Origin of the sequence: Actinosynnema sp. CS-041913, assembly GCF_050942485.1 — a bacterium.
Taxonomy (GTDB): Bacteria; Actinomycetota; Actinomycetes; order Mycobacteriales; family Pseudonocardiaceae; genus Actinosynnema.
In genome coordinates this window covers 5936775-5952503 of the sequence record NZ_CP192037.1, presented here as the reverse complement: position 1 = coordinate 5952503, position 15729 = coordinate 5936775, and the positions used below count along the sequence as shown (strand labels likewise).

13 protein-coding genes and 2 pseudogenes are annotated in these 15729 nt (G+C 68.6%); 10 read left to right on the top strand and 5 right to left on the bottom strand.

The window, feature by feature from the left end:
* The first annotated feature begins 92 nt into the window (after nucleotides 1-92).
* The 8 genes and pseudogenes from ACQPZF_RS26770 to ACQPZF_RS26735 form a co-directional block, all read left to right on the top strand.
* Nucleotides 93-1460 carry a 3-deoxy-7-phosphoheptulonate synthase gene (locus tag ACQPZF_RS26770; RefSeq protein WP_433274702.1) on the top strand — a complete coding sequence of 456 codons (1368 nt, stop codon included), beginning with the start codon at nucleotides 93-95 and terminating at the stop codon, nucleotides 1458-1460.
* A 31-nt stretch (nucleotides 1461-1491) separates the two neighbouring features.
* Nucleotides 1492-2664 (top strand): pyridoxal phosphate-dependent aminotransferase, encoded by a 1173-nt coding sequence (locus ACQPZF_RS26765; protein WP_433261431.1) that lies wholly within the window; start codon nucleotides 1492-1494, stop codon nucleotides 2662-2664.
* 169 nt (nucleotides 2665-2833) lie between these two features.
* Nucleotides 2834-4030: an ATP-grasp domain-containing protein gene (locus ACQPZF_RS26760; RefSeq protein WP_433261429.1), complete on the top strand. Its 1197-nt coding sequence runs from the start codon at nucleotides 2834-2836 to the stop codon at nucleotides 4028-4030.
* Nucleotides 4027-4167, top strand: a complete 141-nt coding sequence (locus ACQPZF_RS26755) for a hypothetical protein (RefSeq protein ID WP_433261427.1) — start codon at nucleotides 4027-4029, stop codon at nucleotides 4165-4167. The genes ACQPZF_RS26760 and ACQPZF_RS26755 overlap by 4 nt, the downstream gene beginning before the upstream one ends.
* 156 nt (nucleotides 4168-4323) lie before the next feature.
* Nucleotides 4324-5292, top strand: coding sequence for a TauD/TfdA family dioxygenase (locus ACQPZF_RS26750; RefSeq protein WP_433261425.1), 969 nt, complete (start codon nucleotides 4324-4326; stop codon nucleotides 5290-5292).
* A 762-nt stretch (nucleotides 5293-6054) separates the two neighbouring features.
* Nucleotides 6055-7281, top strand: a complete 1227-nt coding sequence (locus ACQPZF_RS26745) for an MFS transporter (protein WP_433261423.1) — start codon at nucleotides 6055-6057, stop codon at nucleotides 7279-7281.
* 87 nt (nucleotides 7282-7368) lie between these two features.
* Nucleotides 7369-7769 (top strand): annotated as a pseudogene (locus tag ACQPZF_RS26740) (transposase); the annotation flags it as partial.
* A 40-nt stretch (nucleotides 7770-7809) separates the two neighbouring features.
* Nucleotides 7810-8307: pseudogene (locus ACQPZF_RS26735) on the top strand (transposase); the annotation flags it as partial.
* Nucleotides 8308-8337: 30 nt separating this feature from the next.
* On the opposite strand, the gene ACQPZF_RS26730 reads toward ACQPZF_RS26735, so the two are convergent.
* The 5 genes from ACQPZF_RS26730 to ACQPZF_RS26710 are packed head-to-tail and all read right to left on the bottom strand — an operon-like array spanning nucleotide 8338 to nucleotide 12999.
* The gene (locus ACQPZF_RS26730; RefSeq protein ID WP_433261421.1) at nucleotides 8338-9453 is read right to left on the bottom strand and encodes a hypothetical protein; all 1116 of its coding nucleotides are present in this window, start codon (nucleotides 9451-9453) and stop codon (nucleotides 8338-8340) included.
* Complete coding sequence (locus ACQPZF_RS26725) at nucleotides 9450-9989, bottom strand: lipoprotein (protein ID WP_433261419.1); 540 nt, start codon at nucleotides 9987-9989, stop codon at nucleotides 9450-9452. The genes ACQPZF_RS26730 and ACQPZF_RS26725 overlap by 4 nt, the downstream gene beginning before the upstream one ends.
* A 27-nt stretch (nucleotides 9990-10016) precedes the next feature.
* Nucleotides 10017-11234 (bottom strand): ABC transporter permease, encoded by a 1218-nt coding sequence (locus tag ACQPZF_RS26720; protein WP_433261417.1) that lies wholly within the window; start codon nucleotides 11232-11234, stop codon nucleotides 10017-10019.
* On the bottom strand, nucleotides 11231-11917 hold the full coding sequence (locus ACQPZF_RS26715) for an ABC transporter ATP-binding protein (RefSeq protein ID WP_433261415.1): 687 nt from the start codon (nucleotides 11915-11917) through the stop codon (nucleotides 11231-11233). Before ACQPZF_RS26715 ends, ACQPZF_RS26720 begins: the two co-directional genes overlap by 4 nt.
* Nucleotides 11914-12999 carry a peptidoglycan-binding protein gene (locus ACQPZF_RS26710; RefSeq protein ID WP_433261413.1) on the bottom strand — a complete coding sequence of 362 codons (1086 nt, stop codon included), beginning with the start codon at nucleotides 12997-12999 and terminating at the stop codon, nucleotides 11914-11916. The genes ACQPZF_RS26715 and ACQPZF_RS26710 overlap by 4 nt, the downstream gene beginning before the upstream one ends.
* A gap of 122 nt (nucleotides 13000-13121) precedes the next feature.
* On the opposite strand from ACQPZF_RS26710, the gene ACQPZF_RS26705 reads away from it, so the two are divergent.
* A complete protein-coding gene (locus tag ACQPZF_RS26705; RefSeq protein ID WP_433261411.1) occupies nucleotides 13122-13823 on the top strand; it encodes a response regulator transcription factor in 702 nt (233 codons plus the stop codon).
* Nucleotides 13813-15525: a sensor histidine kinase gene (locus ACQPZF_RS26700; protein WP_433261409.1), complete on the top strand. Its 1713-nt coding sequence runs from the start codon at nucleotides 13813-13815 to the stop codon at nucleotides 15523-15525. The genes ACQPZF_RS26705 and ACQPZF_RS26700 overlap by 11 nt, the downstream gene beginning before the upstream one ends.
* Nucleotides 15526-15729 lie beyond the last annotated feature (204 nt).

Here is a 15729-nt window from a genome sequence, read left to right as displayed (position 1 = left end):
AAGTGGTCGCGCGCGGTGCGTGACGTGCTCCACCGACAAGGAGAAGCCCAGTGACCACCACCGTCCCGACGCTGGCACCCGCCACCGCCTGGATCGGCCAGTCCACCACCATCCCCCGTCCTCACTTCGACCTGCTCCGCCCGGATGTCCGGGCCGGATTGGCCGGCGCGCTCGACCTGCCCGCCGCCCAGCAGCCGTCGTGGCCCGACAAGAGTGTGCTGCGGGCGGCGTCGGCCGAACTCGCCGAAGCCCTGCCCGTGGTCACCCCGCCCGAGATCGACACCCTCACCTCCCGCCTCGCCGATGTCGCGACGGGCTCGGCGTTTTTGCTGCAGGGTGGTGACTGGGCGGAGACGTTCGACGGCAACACCGAGACGCACCTGCGCAGGAACATCCAGACGATGCTGCGGATGAGCGCCGTGTTGGGCTACCACGGGGGCATTCCCGTGGTGCACCTCGGCCGGATCGCGGGCCAGGACGCCAAACCCCGCTCCGGCGACACCGTCGCGCTCGGTCCGCCCAGCTACCGCGGTGACGCCGTCAACGCGTTCGAACCCACGTCGGACGGCCGAGTGCCTAACCCCGACCGCATGGTCCGCGCCCACGCGAATGCCTGCGTCACCATGAACATGTTGCGGGCGGTGGTGGGCACGAGCAGCATGCGCGGCGCGCACCAAGGCTACGAGGAGTTCCTCGCCTCGGCCCGCGCGGGCGGCCGGTACAACGCGATGGCCGCCGAGGTGGACCGCGGTCTCGCGTTCATGAACGCCTTCGGCGGGTTCTCCGGCGACCTGGCGCGGGCGCCGGAGTTCTTCGCGGGGCACGAGGCACTGCTGCTGGATTACGAGGCGGCCCTGGTCCGCGCCGGCGAATCAGGGCGCGCTTATGGCACGTCCGGGCACTTCCTGTGGATCGGCGAACGGACTCGCCACCTCGACGGCGCGCACATCGCGTTCGCCGAGCACCTGTCGAACCCGATCGGCGTGAAGCTGGGGCCGACGACATCGCCAGAGCAGGCGCTTGACTACGTCGAGCGGCTCGACCCGCGGCATGAGCCGGGAAGGCTCACCCTGATCGCCAGGATGGGCAACGGCCGCGTCCGCGAGGCGTTGCCGCCGATTGTGGAGAGGGTGGTGGCGTCCGGGCACAAGGTCGTGTGGCAGTGCGACCCGATGCACGGCAACACCCAGAACTCCGGCAGTGGCCACAAGATCCGGCACTTCGACCGAATCGTCGACGAGGTGCAGGGCTTCTTCGAGGTACACCGCAAGCTCGGCACACACCCCGGTGGCGTTCACCTGGAACTGACTGGCGACGACGTGACCGAGTGCCTGGGTGGCGCACAGCAGATCTCGGAGGCGGACCTCACGCGCCGCTACGAGACCGCGTGCGATCCGCGGTTGAACGCCCAGCAGTCGGTGCAACTGGCGTTCCTGATCGCCGAGATGCTCCGGTCCTGACCGGATTCCGAAGCAGAACGAGGAGATGGCGATGACCAAGCGTGCGGCGCGAAGGGTGGCGGGCGTCGAGCGATCGGCGACGGTGGCGATGCTGGAGACGGTGCAGCACCTGCGGGCGTCTGGCGCGTCCCTTGTGGACCTGTCCAGGGGCGAGCCCGACTTCACCACCCCGTCTGGGATCACGGAAGCGGCGATCCACGCGTTGCGCTCGGGCCAGACCCACTACTCGCCCAGCCGCGGGTTGCCTGGACTGCGCGCGGCGGTGGCGGCGAAGTTGGCGAAGGACAACGGCATCCTCGTCAACCCGGCCGATGGGGTGATCATCACCCCATCGGCCAAGCACGCCCTCTACGCGGCGCTGACCGCGTTGCTCGACCCCGGCGACGAGGTCGTGATCCCGTCTCCGGGCTGGGTCAGCTACGCGGCCATGGTGTCGCTGGCGGGCGCGACACCGGTGCCCCTGCCGCTGGACCCGTCCTCGGGCTTTCGCATCTCCCGTGACGACTTGGCGGCGGCGATCACGCCGAACACCCGCGTGCTGCTGGTCAACAGCCCCAACAACCCCACGGGCCGGGTGCTCGACTCAGCCGAACTGGAGGCGGTGGTGTCCGTGGCACGAGCCCACGATCTCATTGTCATCTCCGACGAGATCTACGAACACCTGCGCTACGACGGCCGCTCGCACCTCAGCCCGGCCGCTCAGTTGCCGGAGAACACGCTCACCGTCAACGGCTTCTCCAAGGGCTACGCCATGACGGGTTGGCGTCTCGGCTACCTGGCCGGACCGGAAGACCTGATCTCCGCCACCCTCAAGGTGCACGAGCACAGCGTGAGTTGCGCCGCGACCTTCGTCCAGATCGCGGGCGAGGCCGCACTGACCGGAGGCACCAGGGCCGTCGTCGCCATGCTGACCGCGTACACCCGGCGACGTGACCTCCTGGTGCACGGGCTCAACGCGTTGCCGGGAATCACCTGTGCTGCGCCGGAAGGCTCGTTCTACGCGTTCCCGGACATCCGTGCGACCCACCTGCCGGACGCGGCCGAGTTCGCGGACTGGCTGCTGCGCGAGGCAGGTGTGGTGACGACACCCGGTTCCGCATTCGGTCCTGGGGGACAGGGCCACGTGCGGCTGTCGTTCGCGGCGCCCGAGGAGGAACTAGAGGACGCATTGGTGCGGATCGAGAAGGCTCAGAGCCGCATCTAACGACGAGCACGACAAGCGCCATGTCCCGGCTCAGTAGATGGTGCCGTTACCCGCGCCTGCACCAGTAGAGCTCGACCAAGTCCTGCTCGGCCTGATGGCCGCGCCATGACGGCGCCGCCGTCGCCGACGAGCGGCAGCGAATGTACGACCAGACACGAAGGGTAGGGGCATGCGCATAGCGATCATCGACCGAGGAGGGGCCGACCGGTTCGCACGGGCTAACGGTGACGCCTGGCTGCACCGATCTGGCACCGACGCGGTGTTGCTCACCGACCCAGACAAGGTGTCGAAGTCCCGGCTGAGCGACTGGTCCGCGGTGCTCGGCTTCCCGATCAATTCCGAGCCGACCTTGATCGGGATGCTCACAGCCCTGCACGCGGGGCGGAGCCTGGACGCGGTCGTGGTCTTTCCGGAGAACCTCCAGCTACCAGTGGCCCAGTTCCGCACCGAGCACGGCTTGCCGGGCCCGCACACCAACTGGGTGGCGCCATTCCGCGACAAGAACCTGATGAAGCAGGTCGCGCGGGCCGGTGGGCTGCGCTGCGCCCCGCACGCCCTGGTGGACACGCCCGCCGACGTGGCGCCGTTCTTGGCCCGCTATGGCAAGGTCGTGGTGAAGCCGAGGGACGGTGCCGGCTCGGTCGGCGTGCACGTCCTATCGAGCACGGCCGACCTCGACCTGCTCCCGCCGCAGCTACGCCACCACCAGGTGGAACAGTTCGTGGAAGGCGAGATGCTCCACGTCGACTGCCTGGTCCGCGACGGGAGCGTGCTGCACCGGACGGTGTTCCGCTACGTCAACTCGCAGCTCGAGTACACCACAGGTCGGCCGACCGCTACGGCCATCAGCGACGACCTCGCGCTCCAGCGGGCAGCCGACGCGCTGACCAGCCAGGTGCTGGAAGCGTTCTCGGTGAGGGACTCCGTGCTGCACCTGGAGGCGTTCATCAGCCCGGACGGCCTCGTCTTCAACGAGGTCGCTTGTCGCGTCGGCGGCGGGACGATCAACGAGATGGTCTACCAGCTAAGCGGCTACAACCTGATGGGGTCCATGATCGACATGGCCGTGGGTGAGCCGAGCAAGCCGGACCCGGACTGGCAGCCGGGCCCGCCGGCAATCGGCGACGTGATGTTCTACGCCCGCCCAGGGGTGTTCGAGGGCATGGACGACGCCATGGTGCCACCCGACTGGCTGATCTCCCGGCAGGTCTTCGCCGACGTCGGCGACAGCGTTCAACCGCTCGGGCGTGTCGGCGGCAGCATCGCTCAGTACGTCGTGGCCGGCTCCGACGAGGAACAGGTCCGGGCTCGAATCGACTGGATACGCGAGAAGGTCACCGTCCGGGTGGAGCAGCCGCGCAGGTGACGGCGATCGGAGCCAGGGTCGTGACGACGCCGCTGCGCCGGGCTCAGTTCAAGCACGGGCGGCCCGTGACCGGCGGCTGGCCGCTGCTCGTCGTCCGCGTACAAAACGAGGCCGGCGGCTGGGGACGCAAGTCCTGAGTGTGCTGTCGGTCATATGGGTTCTTTACCGTATGTCGATGTATCGAAGATTTTTCACTTGCTTTCTTTGGGGGGCCGTAGGATTCGCGCAATATGCGCTGCACGGCACCGTTCATGCGTTGATTTGTTTGCCTGTGTCAAGGTGAAGGAATAAGAATGTCCGTAATCGAGTCAGATTTGCTATCTGGCAACTTTCAGTCAATGTTCCGCAATACTGTCGGCCGGTTGATTTCGGACGGCGCGTCCGGCCAAACGGTAATGTCCAAGACCGAATGGCAGTTGGATCCGGGCCTGAGCGCGGCCATGAAGGAGATCGTTTCACTGCACCCAGAGGATCGGGGCTTTCGAGTGGTGCCGGGCCTCTTGAATGGGCTTGGCGATCCTGGGCACACGCCACCGCGCTGGTCCGAGGTTGAAGCAACGCAGGCTGCGGCCCATGATGTGGCTCTTGTCCTTGTCGCCTCCGCTCTGGGGCGACCCTTCGGATGGGCGGGACAGCAGGACGGTCGACTGGTGCATAATATCTTGCCCAGCCCGGAGAGCGCTGGACTACAGGTCGGTGCCAGCAGTGCGGTTCCCCTGGCCTGGCATACAGAGGATGCATTCCATTCAGAACGGGCGGATGTACTACTGCTCGCGTGCATGCGAAATCCTGATTCCGTGGGCACCCGACTTGCGTCCATTCGCGACATCGCGCTTAGCTCGACCGAGCTGGAGCGCCTCCAACAGCCGCTCGCGATTATCAATCCGGACGATTCTTATAGGATCGACGGGCGCGACGGTGCATCCGATGTCGGGATGTCGACCGTTTGGTCCCGAACCGATGGACTGTGCGTGCGCTACGATCCTTTCTATACGCGCTTCCTTGAGGAGGAGCCGACGTTCCTCGATACCTACGAGCAACTCGCCCAGCGTTTCGAAGACTGCAGTTTCAGCGTGAACCTTCGACCGGGCGATCTGTTGGTCGTCGACAACGACGTTTTGGTTCATGGTCGAGTAGCTTTCCGGCCTCGCTATGACGGAACGGATCGCTGGTTGAAGCGAGTCCTCGTTCGAGCGCCTCGGCTGCGTCCTTCCCGAGAGCAGACTGAACATGGTTACGGGCAGACGCCGTTGTTGTTCTGACCACGTCAGCCAACTGCCGCAGCGTGACCAGGGCCACGAAGCGGGTGTTGGTGGCGTCGGTCTTGCGGCCGTGACCGGTGTCGAACACCCTGGCTTCGACCGCGAGCTTGGTGGGAATGCCGAGGACCGGTTCGCTGTCGGCGACCAAGCGTTGCGCGAGGTGTTTGACTACGCCGTCGCCGACCCGACCGCCCACAATCGGTCGGGTCTGCGACGGCCTTCCTCGACGTTGATCAGGGCAAACCTCTTCTAAGTCCCTCCTCACACGGCGTTCGGCGAGGCGCAGGCCATGAGTGGGACATGCCAACCAATCGGTGGGCAGCCGCAATGAGAGAGCGACTCGCCGGACGCCTGGAACGAGTTTGGCCAGACACCGGTCCCACACCAAGCTTGAGTTTTAAGGCGTGTGGCCGGGTGTCGATTGGGCCGTCCTGATGGTCGACCCGGTCCGGGTCTGGTGGGTTTCGGCGCATGGGCCGGACAGGTCACCTGCTGGCGGATGTACCGAAATCCCCGTCGGACCTGTGCCGGGGTGAGTCGTTGTGGCAGAACGGTTTTCTCCCAGGGATGACGCAAGTCCGCGACCATGCCGCGTGCCAAGCGCAGTTGGGTAGAGGCGGCCGGCAGCAGCCAGGTCCACCGATCGGCCGCGTCGGGATCACGTAGTTTCGGGGTGACCCGGCCGGTCACTGCAAGCCTGGAAACCAGCTAATCCAGTCTCCATCAAACCCGGTACTTGACAGTGGGAGGGGTGTTGTTTTTTTGGGGCGGGCGTTGATCGATGTTGCGCCGTTGAGGGCTCCGGTTTTTCGGCGGTTGTTCGTTGGGCGGGTGTTCTCTGGTTTTGGCAGTCAGATGACGCTCGTCGCGGTGATGTTCCAGGTTTGGTCCATGACCGGTAGCACGGTGTGGACCGGGGCTGTGGGGTTGGCGATGGCGTTGCCGATCATCGTGTTCGGGTTGTTCGCCGGGTCGTTGGTGGATCGGGTTGATCGGCGGCGTTTTTACCTGATCACGGTTGCCGGGCAGGCGTTCTGCGGTGTTCTGCTCGCTGTGCAGGGGTTTGTGGGGCACCTGCCCGTGGGAGGGGTGTTGGCGCTGGTTGCCCTCCAAGCCTGTTTCGTCGCCGGTGGTGGGCCCGCGTCGCGGACGTTCATCCCACGGTTGTTGCCCAAGGAGCAACTCGCGGCCGGGTTGGCGTTGAACCGGATCGGGGTCCAGGGGGCGATGTTGCTCGGGCCCGCGCTCGGTGGGGTCCTGGTGGCGTGGGCAGGGGTTGGTGGGTGCTACCTGGTTGACGTGGTGACGTTCGGGGTGGCGTTCTACGGGGCTTTCGGGTTGCCGCCGATGGTGCCGGAAGGGGAGTTGTCGCGGCCGGGGGTTCGTGGTGTCGTGGACGGGTTGGCGTACCTGGTTCGGGAACCCGTGGTGCGCGGGGCGTTGCTGACCGATCTTGCCGCGATGGTGCTGTCCATGCCGATCAGCGTCTTCCCGCTGGTGAACGCGGAGTGGTTCGGTGGGGATCCGCGGACGTTCGGGTTGTTCCTCACCGCCATCGCGGTGGGTGGCGTGGCGGCGTCGGTCTTCTCCGGCACGTTCACCCGGCTCGCGCGACCGGGGGTGGTGATGGTCGTCGGGGCGCTGGGGTGGGGCGTGTCGGTGGCGTTGTTCGGGATATCCACCAATCCCTGGGTGGGGTTGGGTTTCCTGGTGCTGGCGGGGGTGGCGGACACCGTTTCCGTGGTGTCGCGCGGGGCGTTGGTGCAGTTGCACACGCCCGACTCGATGTTGGGGCGGGTGGCCGCCGCCGAGCAGATCGTCGCGCAGGCCGGGCCCGACGTGGGCAACATGCGCGGTGGCCTGGTGGCCGGTGCGACGTCGGGGCCCTTCGCGCTGGTGAGCGGTGGGCTACTGTGCGTGATCGCGGTCGCGGTGGTCGGGGCCACCACTCCGGGGTTGCGGCGGGCTTCCATTCAGGCGCCGGTGTAGCGGTGTGCGTGCCGAAAACTACGTCCATGCAGGTTAAGACCGTGTTTCGTGTGGTGGGGTTGTGGGCTGGTGGGATGCTGATATGCCATGACGGACAAGTTGGCGTTGCGGTTGGTGCCGGACGGGCTGTGGGCGCTGGTCGAGCCGCTGGTTCCGGGGTTCGCGGTGCGTCCGCAGGGTGGCGGCACCCCGCCGGTGGACGATCGGGCGGTGTTCACCGCGATCGTGTAAGTCCTGGCCGGCGGGTGTGCGTGGCGTGATCTGCCGCCCTCGTCCGGGGTGGCCGTGCCCACCGTGCACCGTCGTTTTTCCCAGTGGACCGAGGCCGGGTTGTGGCGTCGTCTGCACGTCGCGGTCCTGGACGAGCAGTACTCGTTCGTGGCCGCGCTGGAGACCGGCGGCACGTCGTGGACGGCGTTGCCGGACGCGGTCCGGTTGCCGCCCGGCGCGGACGTCGCCGCGGTGACCGTCGCCCGGCTGCGCGGGGTGGTCGAACGGCTGATCGCCGCCGGGTAGTGGAGGCAGGGCGATCCGGAGATCCCGGTGGTGCTCGACGCCGGCTACGACGTGCCGCGCATCGCGTACCTGTCGGCCGATCTGCCGGTGCGGGTGCTGGGACGGATGCGGTCGGACCGGGTGCTGCGCCGCCCGACCCCACCCCGGGTCCACAATCCTCTGGGCGGACGTTTTCCCGAGCACGGCGGCGAGTTCGTCTTCGGCGACCCGGCCACCCGGGGCGCCGAGGACGTGCTGACGCGCACCGACACCCGCCTCTACGGCACCGCCACCGCACAGGCCTGGAACCGCCTGCACCCACGCCTGACCCACCGCAACGCCTGGATCGACCACGACCTACAACCGCCGGCACGGCGTTGTGAACATGCTCGCCGCAGTCGACCTGACCACCGGACGCATCCACTACCGGATCCCTGCTCTGATCATGGGCAACCTCACGTCCCACCGGCACCCCGACGTCCGCCAGGGGCTCAGTGCAACGCCGTCGGGTTGGTGTTCCTGCCAACCTGAAGTCGGCCGCGTCCGGGTTGGCGGGGTACCTCATGACGCGAACTCCACGTCGACCGGTGTGATGTGCCGAACCGGATGCGACTGTCCGGTCAGCACCGGGTCGCGGTCGGTGCGGCCCTGCAGGTACCGCTGGTAGAACGCCGTCGCGTAGGTCACGACCACCTCCCGCTGCCGGGCTTCGGTGAGCTGCCGCCCGGGTGTGCTGCCCGCATGGCCGTCTGTGCACTGGCCCGCCGGAAGGCCCTCGTGCGACGCGTCGTCCACCGCGCCCGCCTGGCCGCTGCCCGGCGACCATTGGACGTTGCTGAAGTTGTGATTGGCGCCGTGCACCAGGAACGCGTGGATGGGCACCTTGGTACGGCCCCGGACATCGTCGAAGTACGACCGCCCTCTGATCGAGTCGCAGCCGCCGTCCAGGACGGCGAAGGGGACCGAGGTCACCTCGGTCGGCTCGACGACGTTGTAGACGGCGCCCAGCGGCAGGACGGCCCGCACCTGGACTCCCGGCGGCCAGGTCGGCCGCCATTGCTCGGACGAGTGCAGCATGGCGGCCATCCCGCCGCGGGAGTGGCCCATCGTGCCCACGTTGGTCAGGTCGACCTGACCGCGGAAGTCGACGGGCACCGGTGCGCCTGTCACGGGATCGGCGAACTTGCCCGCCAGTTCGCCGTCTCCTGTGCTCGACAGACGTTGCCACATCTCCAGGTGCTTGTTCAGCAGGTGCGCGCGGTCGGTGTACGCGGCACCGGGGTTGGCGGAGTTGATGCCGTTGACGCCGATGGAGACCACGACGAAACCTCGGCGCGCCAACGCCTTTCCGAGGTAGTCGTAACCCCGGTAGCTGGGCAGCTCGTGATGCCCCTGCGGGCATGGCCAGTCCATCGTGGGCTCGTTCTTCGGGGTGGCCACGCAGGTCCACCACATGCCGTGCAGTTGGAGCACGAGCGGTCGGGGCGTGGTCGTCCGCTGCTTCGGGTAGTGCACGACGGCACGGAGCTCGTTGGGGCCCCGGAAGCCCTCTCGGGTGAACGCGGTGTCGCCGAGGTCGTAGACGGCGACTCCGACCTGCGGCGGGCCGTGGTCGGCCCGCGCCGCGGTGGGTGAGATCAGGGCGATCGCGGCCAGCAGCGCAGCTATGGTCCTCATTTCTTCGACGCCTCCTTCTCGCACTCGGGCATCAGCTCCAAGCCCTTGACGACGGACTCCCTGTCGTTCTCCGGGCCGCCGAGGGAGACGGAGACGATCGGGGAGTTGGGATCGTTGGCGACCTCGACCTCCCTCACTCCTTTGTCGCGCAGGCACTGCACGACGCGGCGGGTGAAGTCGGGGGTTTCGGGGTTGGCGCGGTCCATCTCCCACGGCGGCAGGGGATCGCTCGACTCGCACGCCTTCGCGGCGGCTTTCTGCACCTCGTCCGTCGGAATCCCCTCGGTCTGGAAGCGCGTCTTGTCCACACCGTGCTCGGCCATGCACCGGATGTGGACCTGGTAGAGGGCGTCCTTGTCCTCGGGCGTCATGTCGATCCGCATACGTGGTCGTTGGGAGTCCGCCGGCGTCGCCGGCGAGGACGGTGAGCCGCTGCCGGGCGTGGTCAGCGAGGCGACCTGGTCGGCCTGGTCCGGCGGGGAGGAGCACGCCGTGACCGTGGCGACGAGCACCAGGCCGAGAACGAATTTCCGCATCTGCACACCCAATCTGGGAGGGAACGGTTACTGCGCGGAGAGGGCTTGCGTGGGGGTGAGGCGGGCCGCGCGGATCGACGGGTAGAGGCCGGCGACCACACCGACCACCACCGCGGCGAGGACACCGCCGGTCAGCGCCGTCAGCGGGATGACCGGCGGCCAGCCCTGCGAAGTGGCGTACCCGACGGTGCCGAGCACGCCGAGCGCCGTCCCGGCGAGACCGCCGAGGCCCGACAACAGCACGGCCTCGGTCAGGAACTGGCCGCGGATCTGCCCGCGGGTGGCGCCGAGCGCCCGGCGCAGCCCGATCTCCCTGCGGCGCTCCAACACCGAGATGACCATGGTGTTCGCCACGCCGACCCCGCCGACGAGCAGGGCGACGCCCGCCAGACCGAGGAACAGCGCGGCGAACGAGTTCTGGGTCGCCCGCTTCGCCGCGAGTGCGTCGGACGGGCGGCTGACCTGGATCAGGCCGGGGATCTCCGAGTACAGCGTCGCGGGAAGCACCGCGCGCACGTCCTCGACGGCCTCCTCCCTGGCCTTGAGGGAGATCACCGTCGGGTGCCCGTCGAACTTCAGTTCGGAGCGCGCGACGTCCCAGCCGACGAGCACCGACCGCTCGATCTCCGGCGCGAGCGGCATCGGGCTCAGCACGCCGACGACGCTGAACCAGCGATCACCGACGAAGACGGCCGGACCAGCGCCTCCCGGCAGGACCCGGTCGACGCCGAGCCTGCTCGCGGCGACGTACCCGAGCACCACGACGGGGAACGCCTGGGTGGACTCGGTGAGGAACTGTCCACTCTGGACGCCCCCGTTGACGGTCTCCAGCAGTCCCGTGCTGCTGGCCAGGACCGTCAGGTCTGACCCGTAGCTCGCGTCCAGCCGGTCGGAACGCCGGACACGGGCGTGCGTGTTCGCCACCTGGGCAACGGCGGTCACCGGGCCGATCCGCTCGACCATGCCCGCAGAAGCCTCGGGCAGCTCGACCGGTTTGTCCTGTCCCGGCATCGGCTGGGCCCGCAACGTGTTGGTTCCCAACGCTGTCAGCTCTTCGAGCAGTGCCTGCTGACTGGACGCGGGGATGCCGGTGACCACCACCATGGTGGCGATTCCCAGCGAGATACCCAGGGCCGACAAGGCGGCCCGCATCTTGCGGGTGCTCAGCCCGAGCATGCCGAGCCCGAACATGTCGACGACGGACAGCCGCACCGGACGCGGTCCGTCCACAGTGGATCTGGTCATGACCAACCGCCCGCGCGGGTGTCGGACACGATCCGGCCGTCGCGCATCTCCACGCGGCGGGGGAGCCGGGCGGCGATGTCGCGGTCGTGCGTGATGACGGCGATGGTCGTGCCGTCGCGGTTGAGCTCGACCAGCAGGTCGAGGATGGCCGTGCCGTTGGCGGTGTCCAGCACCCCGGTCGGTTCGTCGGCGAGCACCAGTTCGGGCTCGTTGACCACCGCGCGGGCGATGGCGACCCGTTGCCGCTCACCGCCGGAGAGCTGGTGCGGCAGGTGGTCGACCCGATGACTCAGCCCGACCCGGTCCAACGCGGCCAACGCCAGTGGACGACGCTCGCGGCGGCGGATCCCGGCGTAGAGCAGCCCCGTTGCCACGTTCTGCGCCGCGCTGAGCCCGTCGGAGAGGTGGAACTGCTGGAACACGAAGCCCAGTCGGCTGCCGCGCAGCGCCGCGAGACTTCGGTCGGACAACCGGACGACGTCCTGGCCACCGACCTCCGCGGTGCCCTCGGTCGCCAGATCCAGGGTGCCGATGATGTTGAGCAAGGTGGACTTGCCCGATCCGGACGGGCCGACGATCGCGAGCAGCTCGCCTTCGGTGATCTTCAACGACACGTCGTCCATCGCCGTCACACCGCCCGCGTAGTGCTTGCTGACGCTGCGCAGCTCCAGTACAGCCTTCACGACGCGGTCACCACTTCCAGGCCTTCCGCGATGCCCGAGCCGGTGATCTCCACCAGGTTCTGCGAGTACATCCCGGTCTGCACGGCCTTGAGCGGTCCGTCGCGCGGCTGCACGGCGTATCCGCCCTCGCGCAGCGCGATCAGCGCGTGGACCGGCACGACCAGCACGCCGGGGCGGCTCTCGGTGGTGATCTTCACCTGCACCGATGCCGAGTCGAGGTCGGCGACGGCGTCCGCGTCGTCCGGGATGACGACGACGTCCATCTTCTGCACGCCACCGCCCGGTTGTCCGGTCTGGGACTGGCCGGAGTCGCCGCTCACCACCGCCGTGCTGATCGAACCGACCTTCGCCGGGAGCTCCTTGCCGTCCGGGCGCACCACGACCACGGTGGAGCCTGCCTTGAGCGTGCCGACCTCACCGACCGGCACCGACAGCGAGACCACCCGCGCGTTCGCCGTCACGGAGACCAGCGGGCCCGTCGCGGGATCGCCGAGTTGGGCCGTCACGGCGGCGATCCGCGCCGGCGCGTCGAGGACCAGGACCTGGCCGACGTCCAGCGTGCCGTTCGGCTCCAGGCCGACCTTGTTCTGCCACCTCTTGAGAGCGGCGACGACGGCGGGTGTGAACTCGGCCTGCTGGGCGTCGTCCGGCCTGCGACCGGGCTGATAGCCCAGCGCGGCGAGGTTGTCCATCACCACGGCCACGTCCGCGCCTTTGGTGCCGGTGGCCTCGAGCTTGCGGAACAGCGGGGTATCGCCGAAGAACACCGGCACCGGCCGGTCGTCCACCCGGTACAGGGGCTTGCCCAGCTCCGCGACGTCCCCGACAGCGGGGAGCTTGGTCAGCGAACCCGCGCCCGCGCCCTTGACCACGCGAGGGGCGCCGAAACCCAGCATCCCGCCGACAGACCGGGTGTTGGTCAGATCGGACTTGCGCACGGTCGTGGTCTTGACCTCCGGGGCCGCCGAAGGGGCACTCTCCGGCGGTCTGCGTTGGGCGATCAGCACCACGACGCCCGCCGCGACGGCGACCAGCGCGGCCACCGCGATGACCGCCCGGCGGCGATGGGGAGATTTGGTCATGCGGCGATGATCGAAGGAGCTTGTGAGGAACCTGTGATCGTCCTGTGCGGCTCCCGTGAGCCGAGGGCCTCGCGGTCGTGCGGACCCGGCCGAACGCGCCATGGCCTGGTTATCATCGCCGCGTGTGCGCGCTCATCCTGGTGGCCGAGGACGACGAGAACCAGGCCGAACTGGTCCGCCGGTACCTCAAGCAGGACCACCACACCGTCATCCTCGCCGCTGACGGGCGCGCCGCCATCGAGGAGGCGCGCAAGCACCTGCCCGCGCTGGTCGTGCTGGACGTCATGCTGCCCAAGGTCGGCGGGCTGGACGTGTGCCGCATCCTGCGTGCCGAGTCCGACGTCCGGGTACTCATGCTCACCGCGCGGTCCACTGAGGACGACATGCTGCTCGGACTGGACCTCGGCGCCGATGACTACATGACCAAGCCGTTCAGCCCGAGGGAACTGGTGGCCCGGGTGCGCACCCTGCTACGGCGGGCCGAGCAGGTGACGATCCCGCCCGACCCGCTGCTGCGGGCGGGGCCGCTGGCCGTCGACCCAGTTCGGCACGAGGTGACCGTGCGCGGTCGTCCGGTCGAGTGCACACCTGGCGAGTTCCGCCTGCTCGAGACCATGGCGGCCGAGCTGGACCGGGTGTTCACCAGGGAGCAGTTGCTGGAGCGCATGCACGGCTTCGACCGGTACATCACCGGGCGCACCATCGACGCGCACGTGAAGAACCTGCGCCGCAAGATCGAGGCCGACTCGCGCAACCCGGTGCACCTGGTGACCGTGTACGGCGTCGGATACAAACTCACCGGCGGACGCGCCGATGCGCCGTAGCATCTTCACCCGGCTGCTCGGGGTCACCGTGCTGCTCGCCATGTGCTCGATCGCGGCGACCGCATGGCTGGTCGCGCAGATCACCCGTGGCTCGATCGAGCAGGAGCAGGGCCGGGAACTCGCCGTGGACAACAACATTTACTCGACCCTGCTCGGATACGCCGCGACGCACCCGAACTGGAACGAGGTCACGCCGGTCGTCCAGGGTCTCGCCGCGCAGCACCCCAACCGCCGGATCGCTCTGCTCACCAGGGACCGCCGGCCGATCGCCGACGTCGGCGGAGGCGGCGGTCCACTGCCCGCCACCGCTTCCGCTGTCATCGACCCGCTCGCCGTCGACCCGGTCCTGGTGCCCGACGCCGCGCGGGACCGGATCGACAGGCGTGCGCTCGGCCCGTTTTGGGTGCCCGCGGACCAGCGGGCACCCAAAGACCACACGGGGACCCTCAAGTGCCTGCGGAACGTTGCTCTGATCGACGACCCGGCCAAGGCGCAGGGCGAGGAGAAGCGGTGCCTCGACTCGCGGATGCCCGAGTCCGAGCTGAGCGATCTCCGGGCGGTGTTCGCCCTCGAAGAGCTGGTCAACGTCTGCCTGGACAGGAGAGGTCTGCTCCCGGTGGAGCTCGACCCGAGCCTGACCTGGCAGCCGAAGTTCGAGGAGAACGTGCCGAGGGACGAGCAGGCCATCGGGACCTGCGTGACCACCACCAGGCAGGAGCAGCTAGCGCCCTATGTCACGCAGTCCGCGCTGCTGTTCGTCACCAGCCCGGCGGGAGCGCCGACCACCACCTTCGACCTGTCCGAGGGCAACTGGCGGCGGATCGCTGCCGTCGCGCTGGCGATCCTGCTCGTCGCGGTCCTGGTCACCGCGGCGGCCTGCGCCCGGCTCATCCGCCCGCTGCGAGCGCTCACCGGGGCAGCCCATCGGGTGGCCGGCGGTGATACCCCGCAAGTGGTGGTCAAGGGCAAGGACGAGCTGGCCCAGCTCGCCTCGGCGTTCAACACCATGTCCGCCGCACGGGCCCGGATGGAGCGGCTGCGCAAGGCAATGGTCAGCGACATCGCGCACGAGCTGCGCACGCCGCTGAGCAACATCCGTGGCTGGCTGGAAGCCGCCGAGGACGGGATCAGCGAACGCGACCCGGCACTGATCGCGTTGCTGCTCAAGGAAGCGCTCATGCTCCAGCACGTGGTGGACGACCTGCAGGACCTGGCCGCCGCCGACGCGGGCGAGCTGCGCCTGAGCCTCGACGCACTCGACGCGGGGAGCCTGCTCGCGCAGCTACGGTCGGCGCATGGGCCGCGGGCGACCCAGAACGGGATCACCCTGTCTGTCGCGTCGCAGCCGGGACTGATGCTGCGCGCCGACGCGCTGCGACTGCGGCAGATTCTGGACAACCTCGTCACCAACGCGCTGCGGCAAGTGCCCGGTGGCGGCTCGATCGCGGTGACCGCCCGTGCCGACGGGCACACCGCCGTCATCGACGTCGCCGACACGGGCACCGGCATCAGCGCCGAGGACCTGCCGCACGTGTTCGACCGCTTCTGGCGGGCCGAGAAGTCCCGCAGCAGGCAGACCGGCGGCAGCGGACTCGGGCTCGCCATCGTCCGGAAGCTCACCGAAGCGCACGGCGGCGACGTGACCGCTGTGAGCGCGGAGGGTCAGGGGACGACGTTCACACTCCGGCTGCCGAACGGCTAGCGACTTGCTCAGCCCGGACCTCTCCGCCATCGACTTCCGCGACCAGTGCGTGGCATCACGCCTGGGACGCCGCCGGACTTCTGGTCGATCATGAGCGAAGCCCTCGGGTGATCATTCTTCTTGCGGCAGCAGGATGATCACCCGAGGGCTTCGTCGATCAGCGCGGGCGACGCCGGATCGGCCGGCATGACGGGGGATTCCACG

Coding starts and splice junctions, on each gene's coding strand:
- ACQPZF_RS26750 (WP_433261425.1), top strand. CDS start 4,324: ATGTCCGTAATCGAGTCAGATTTGCTATCTGGCAACTTTCAGTCAATG.
- ACQPZF_RS26720 (WP_433261417.1), bottom strand. CDS start 11,234: ATGACCAGATCCACTGTGGACGGACCGCGTCCGGTGCGGCTGTCCGTC.
- ACQPZF_RS26710 (WP_433261413.1), bottom strand. CDS start 12,999: ATGACCAAATCTCCCCATCGCCGCCGGGCGGTCATCGCGGTGGCCGCG.
- ACQPZF_RS26760 (WP_433261429.1), top strand. CDS start 2,834: ATGCGCATAGCGATCATCGACCGAGGAGGGGCCGACCGGTTCGCACGG.
- ACQPZF_RS26730 (WP_433261421.1), bottom strand. CDS start 9,453: ATGAGGACCATAGCTGCGCTGCTGGCCGCGATCGCCCTGATCTCACCC.
- ACQPZF_RS26725 (WP_433261419.1), bottom strand. CDS start 9,989: ATGCGGAAATTCGTTCTCGGCCTGGTGCTCGTCGCCACGGTCACGGCG.
- ACQPZF_RS26700 (WP_433261409.1), top strand. CDS start 13,813: ATGCGCCGTAGCATCTTCACCCGGCTGCTCGGGGTCACCGTGCTGCTC.
- ACQPZF_RS26765 (WP_433261431.1), top strand. CDS start 1,492: ATGACCAAGCGTGCGGCGCGAAGGGTGGCGGGCGTCGAGCGATCGGCG.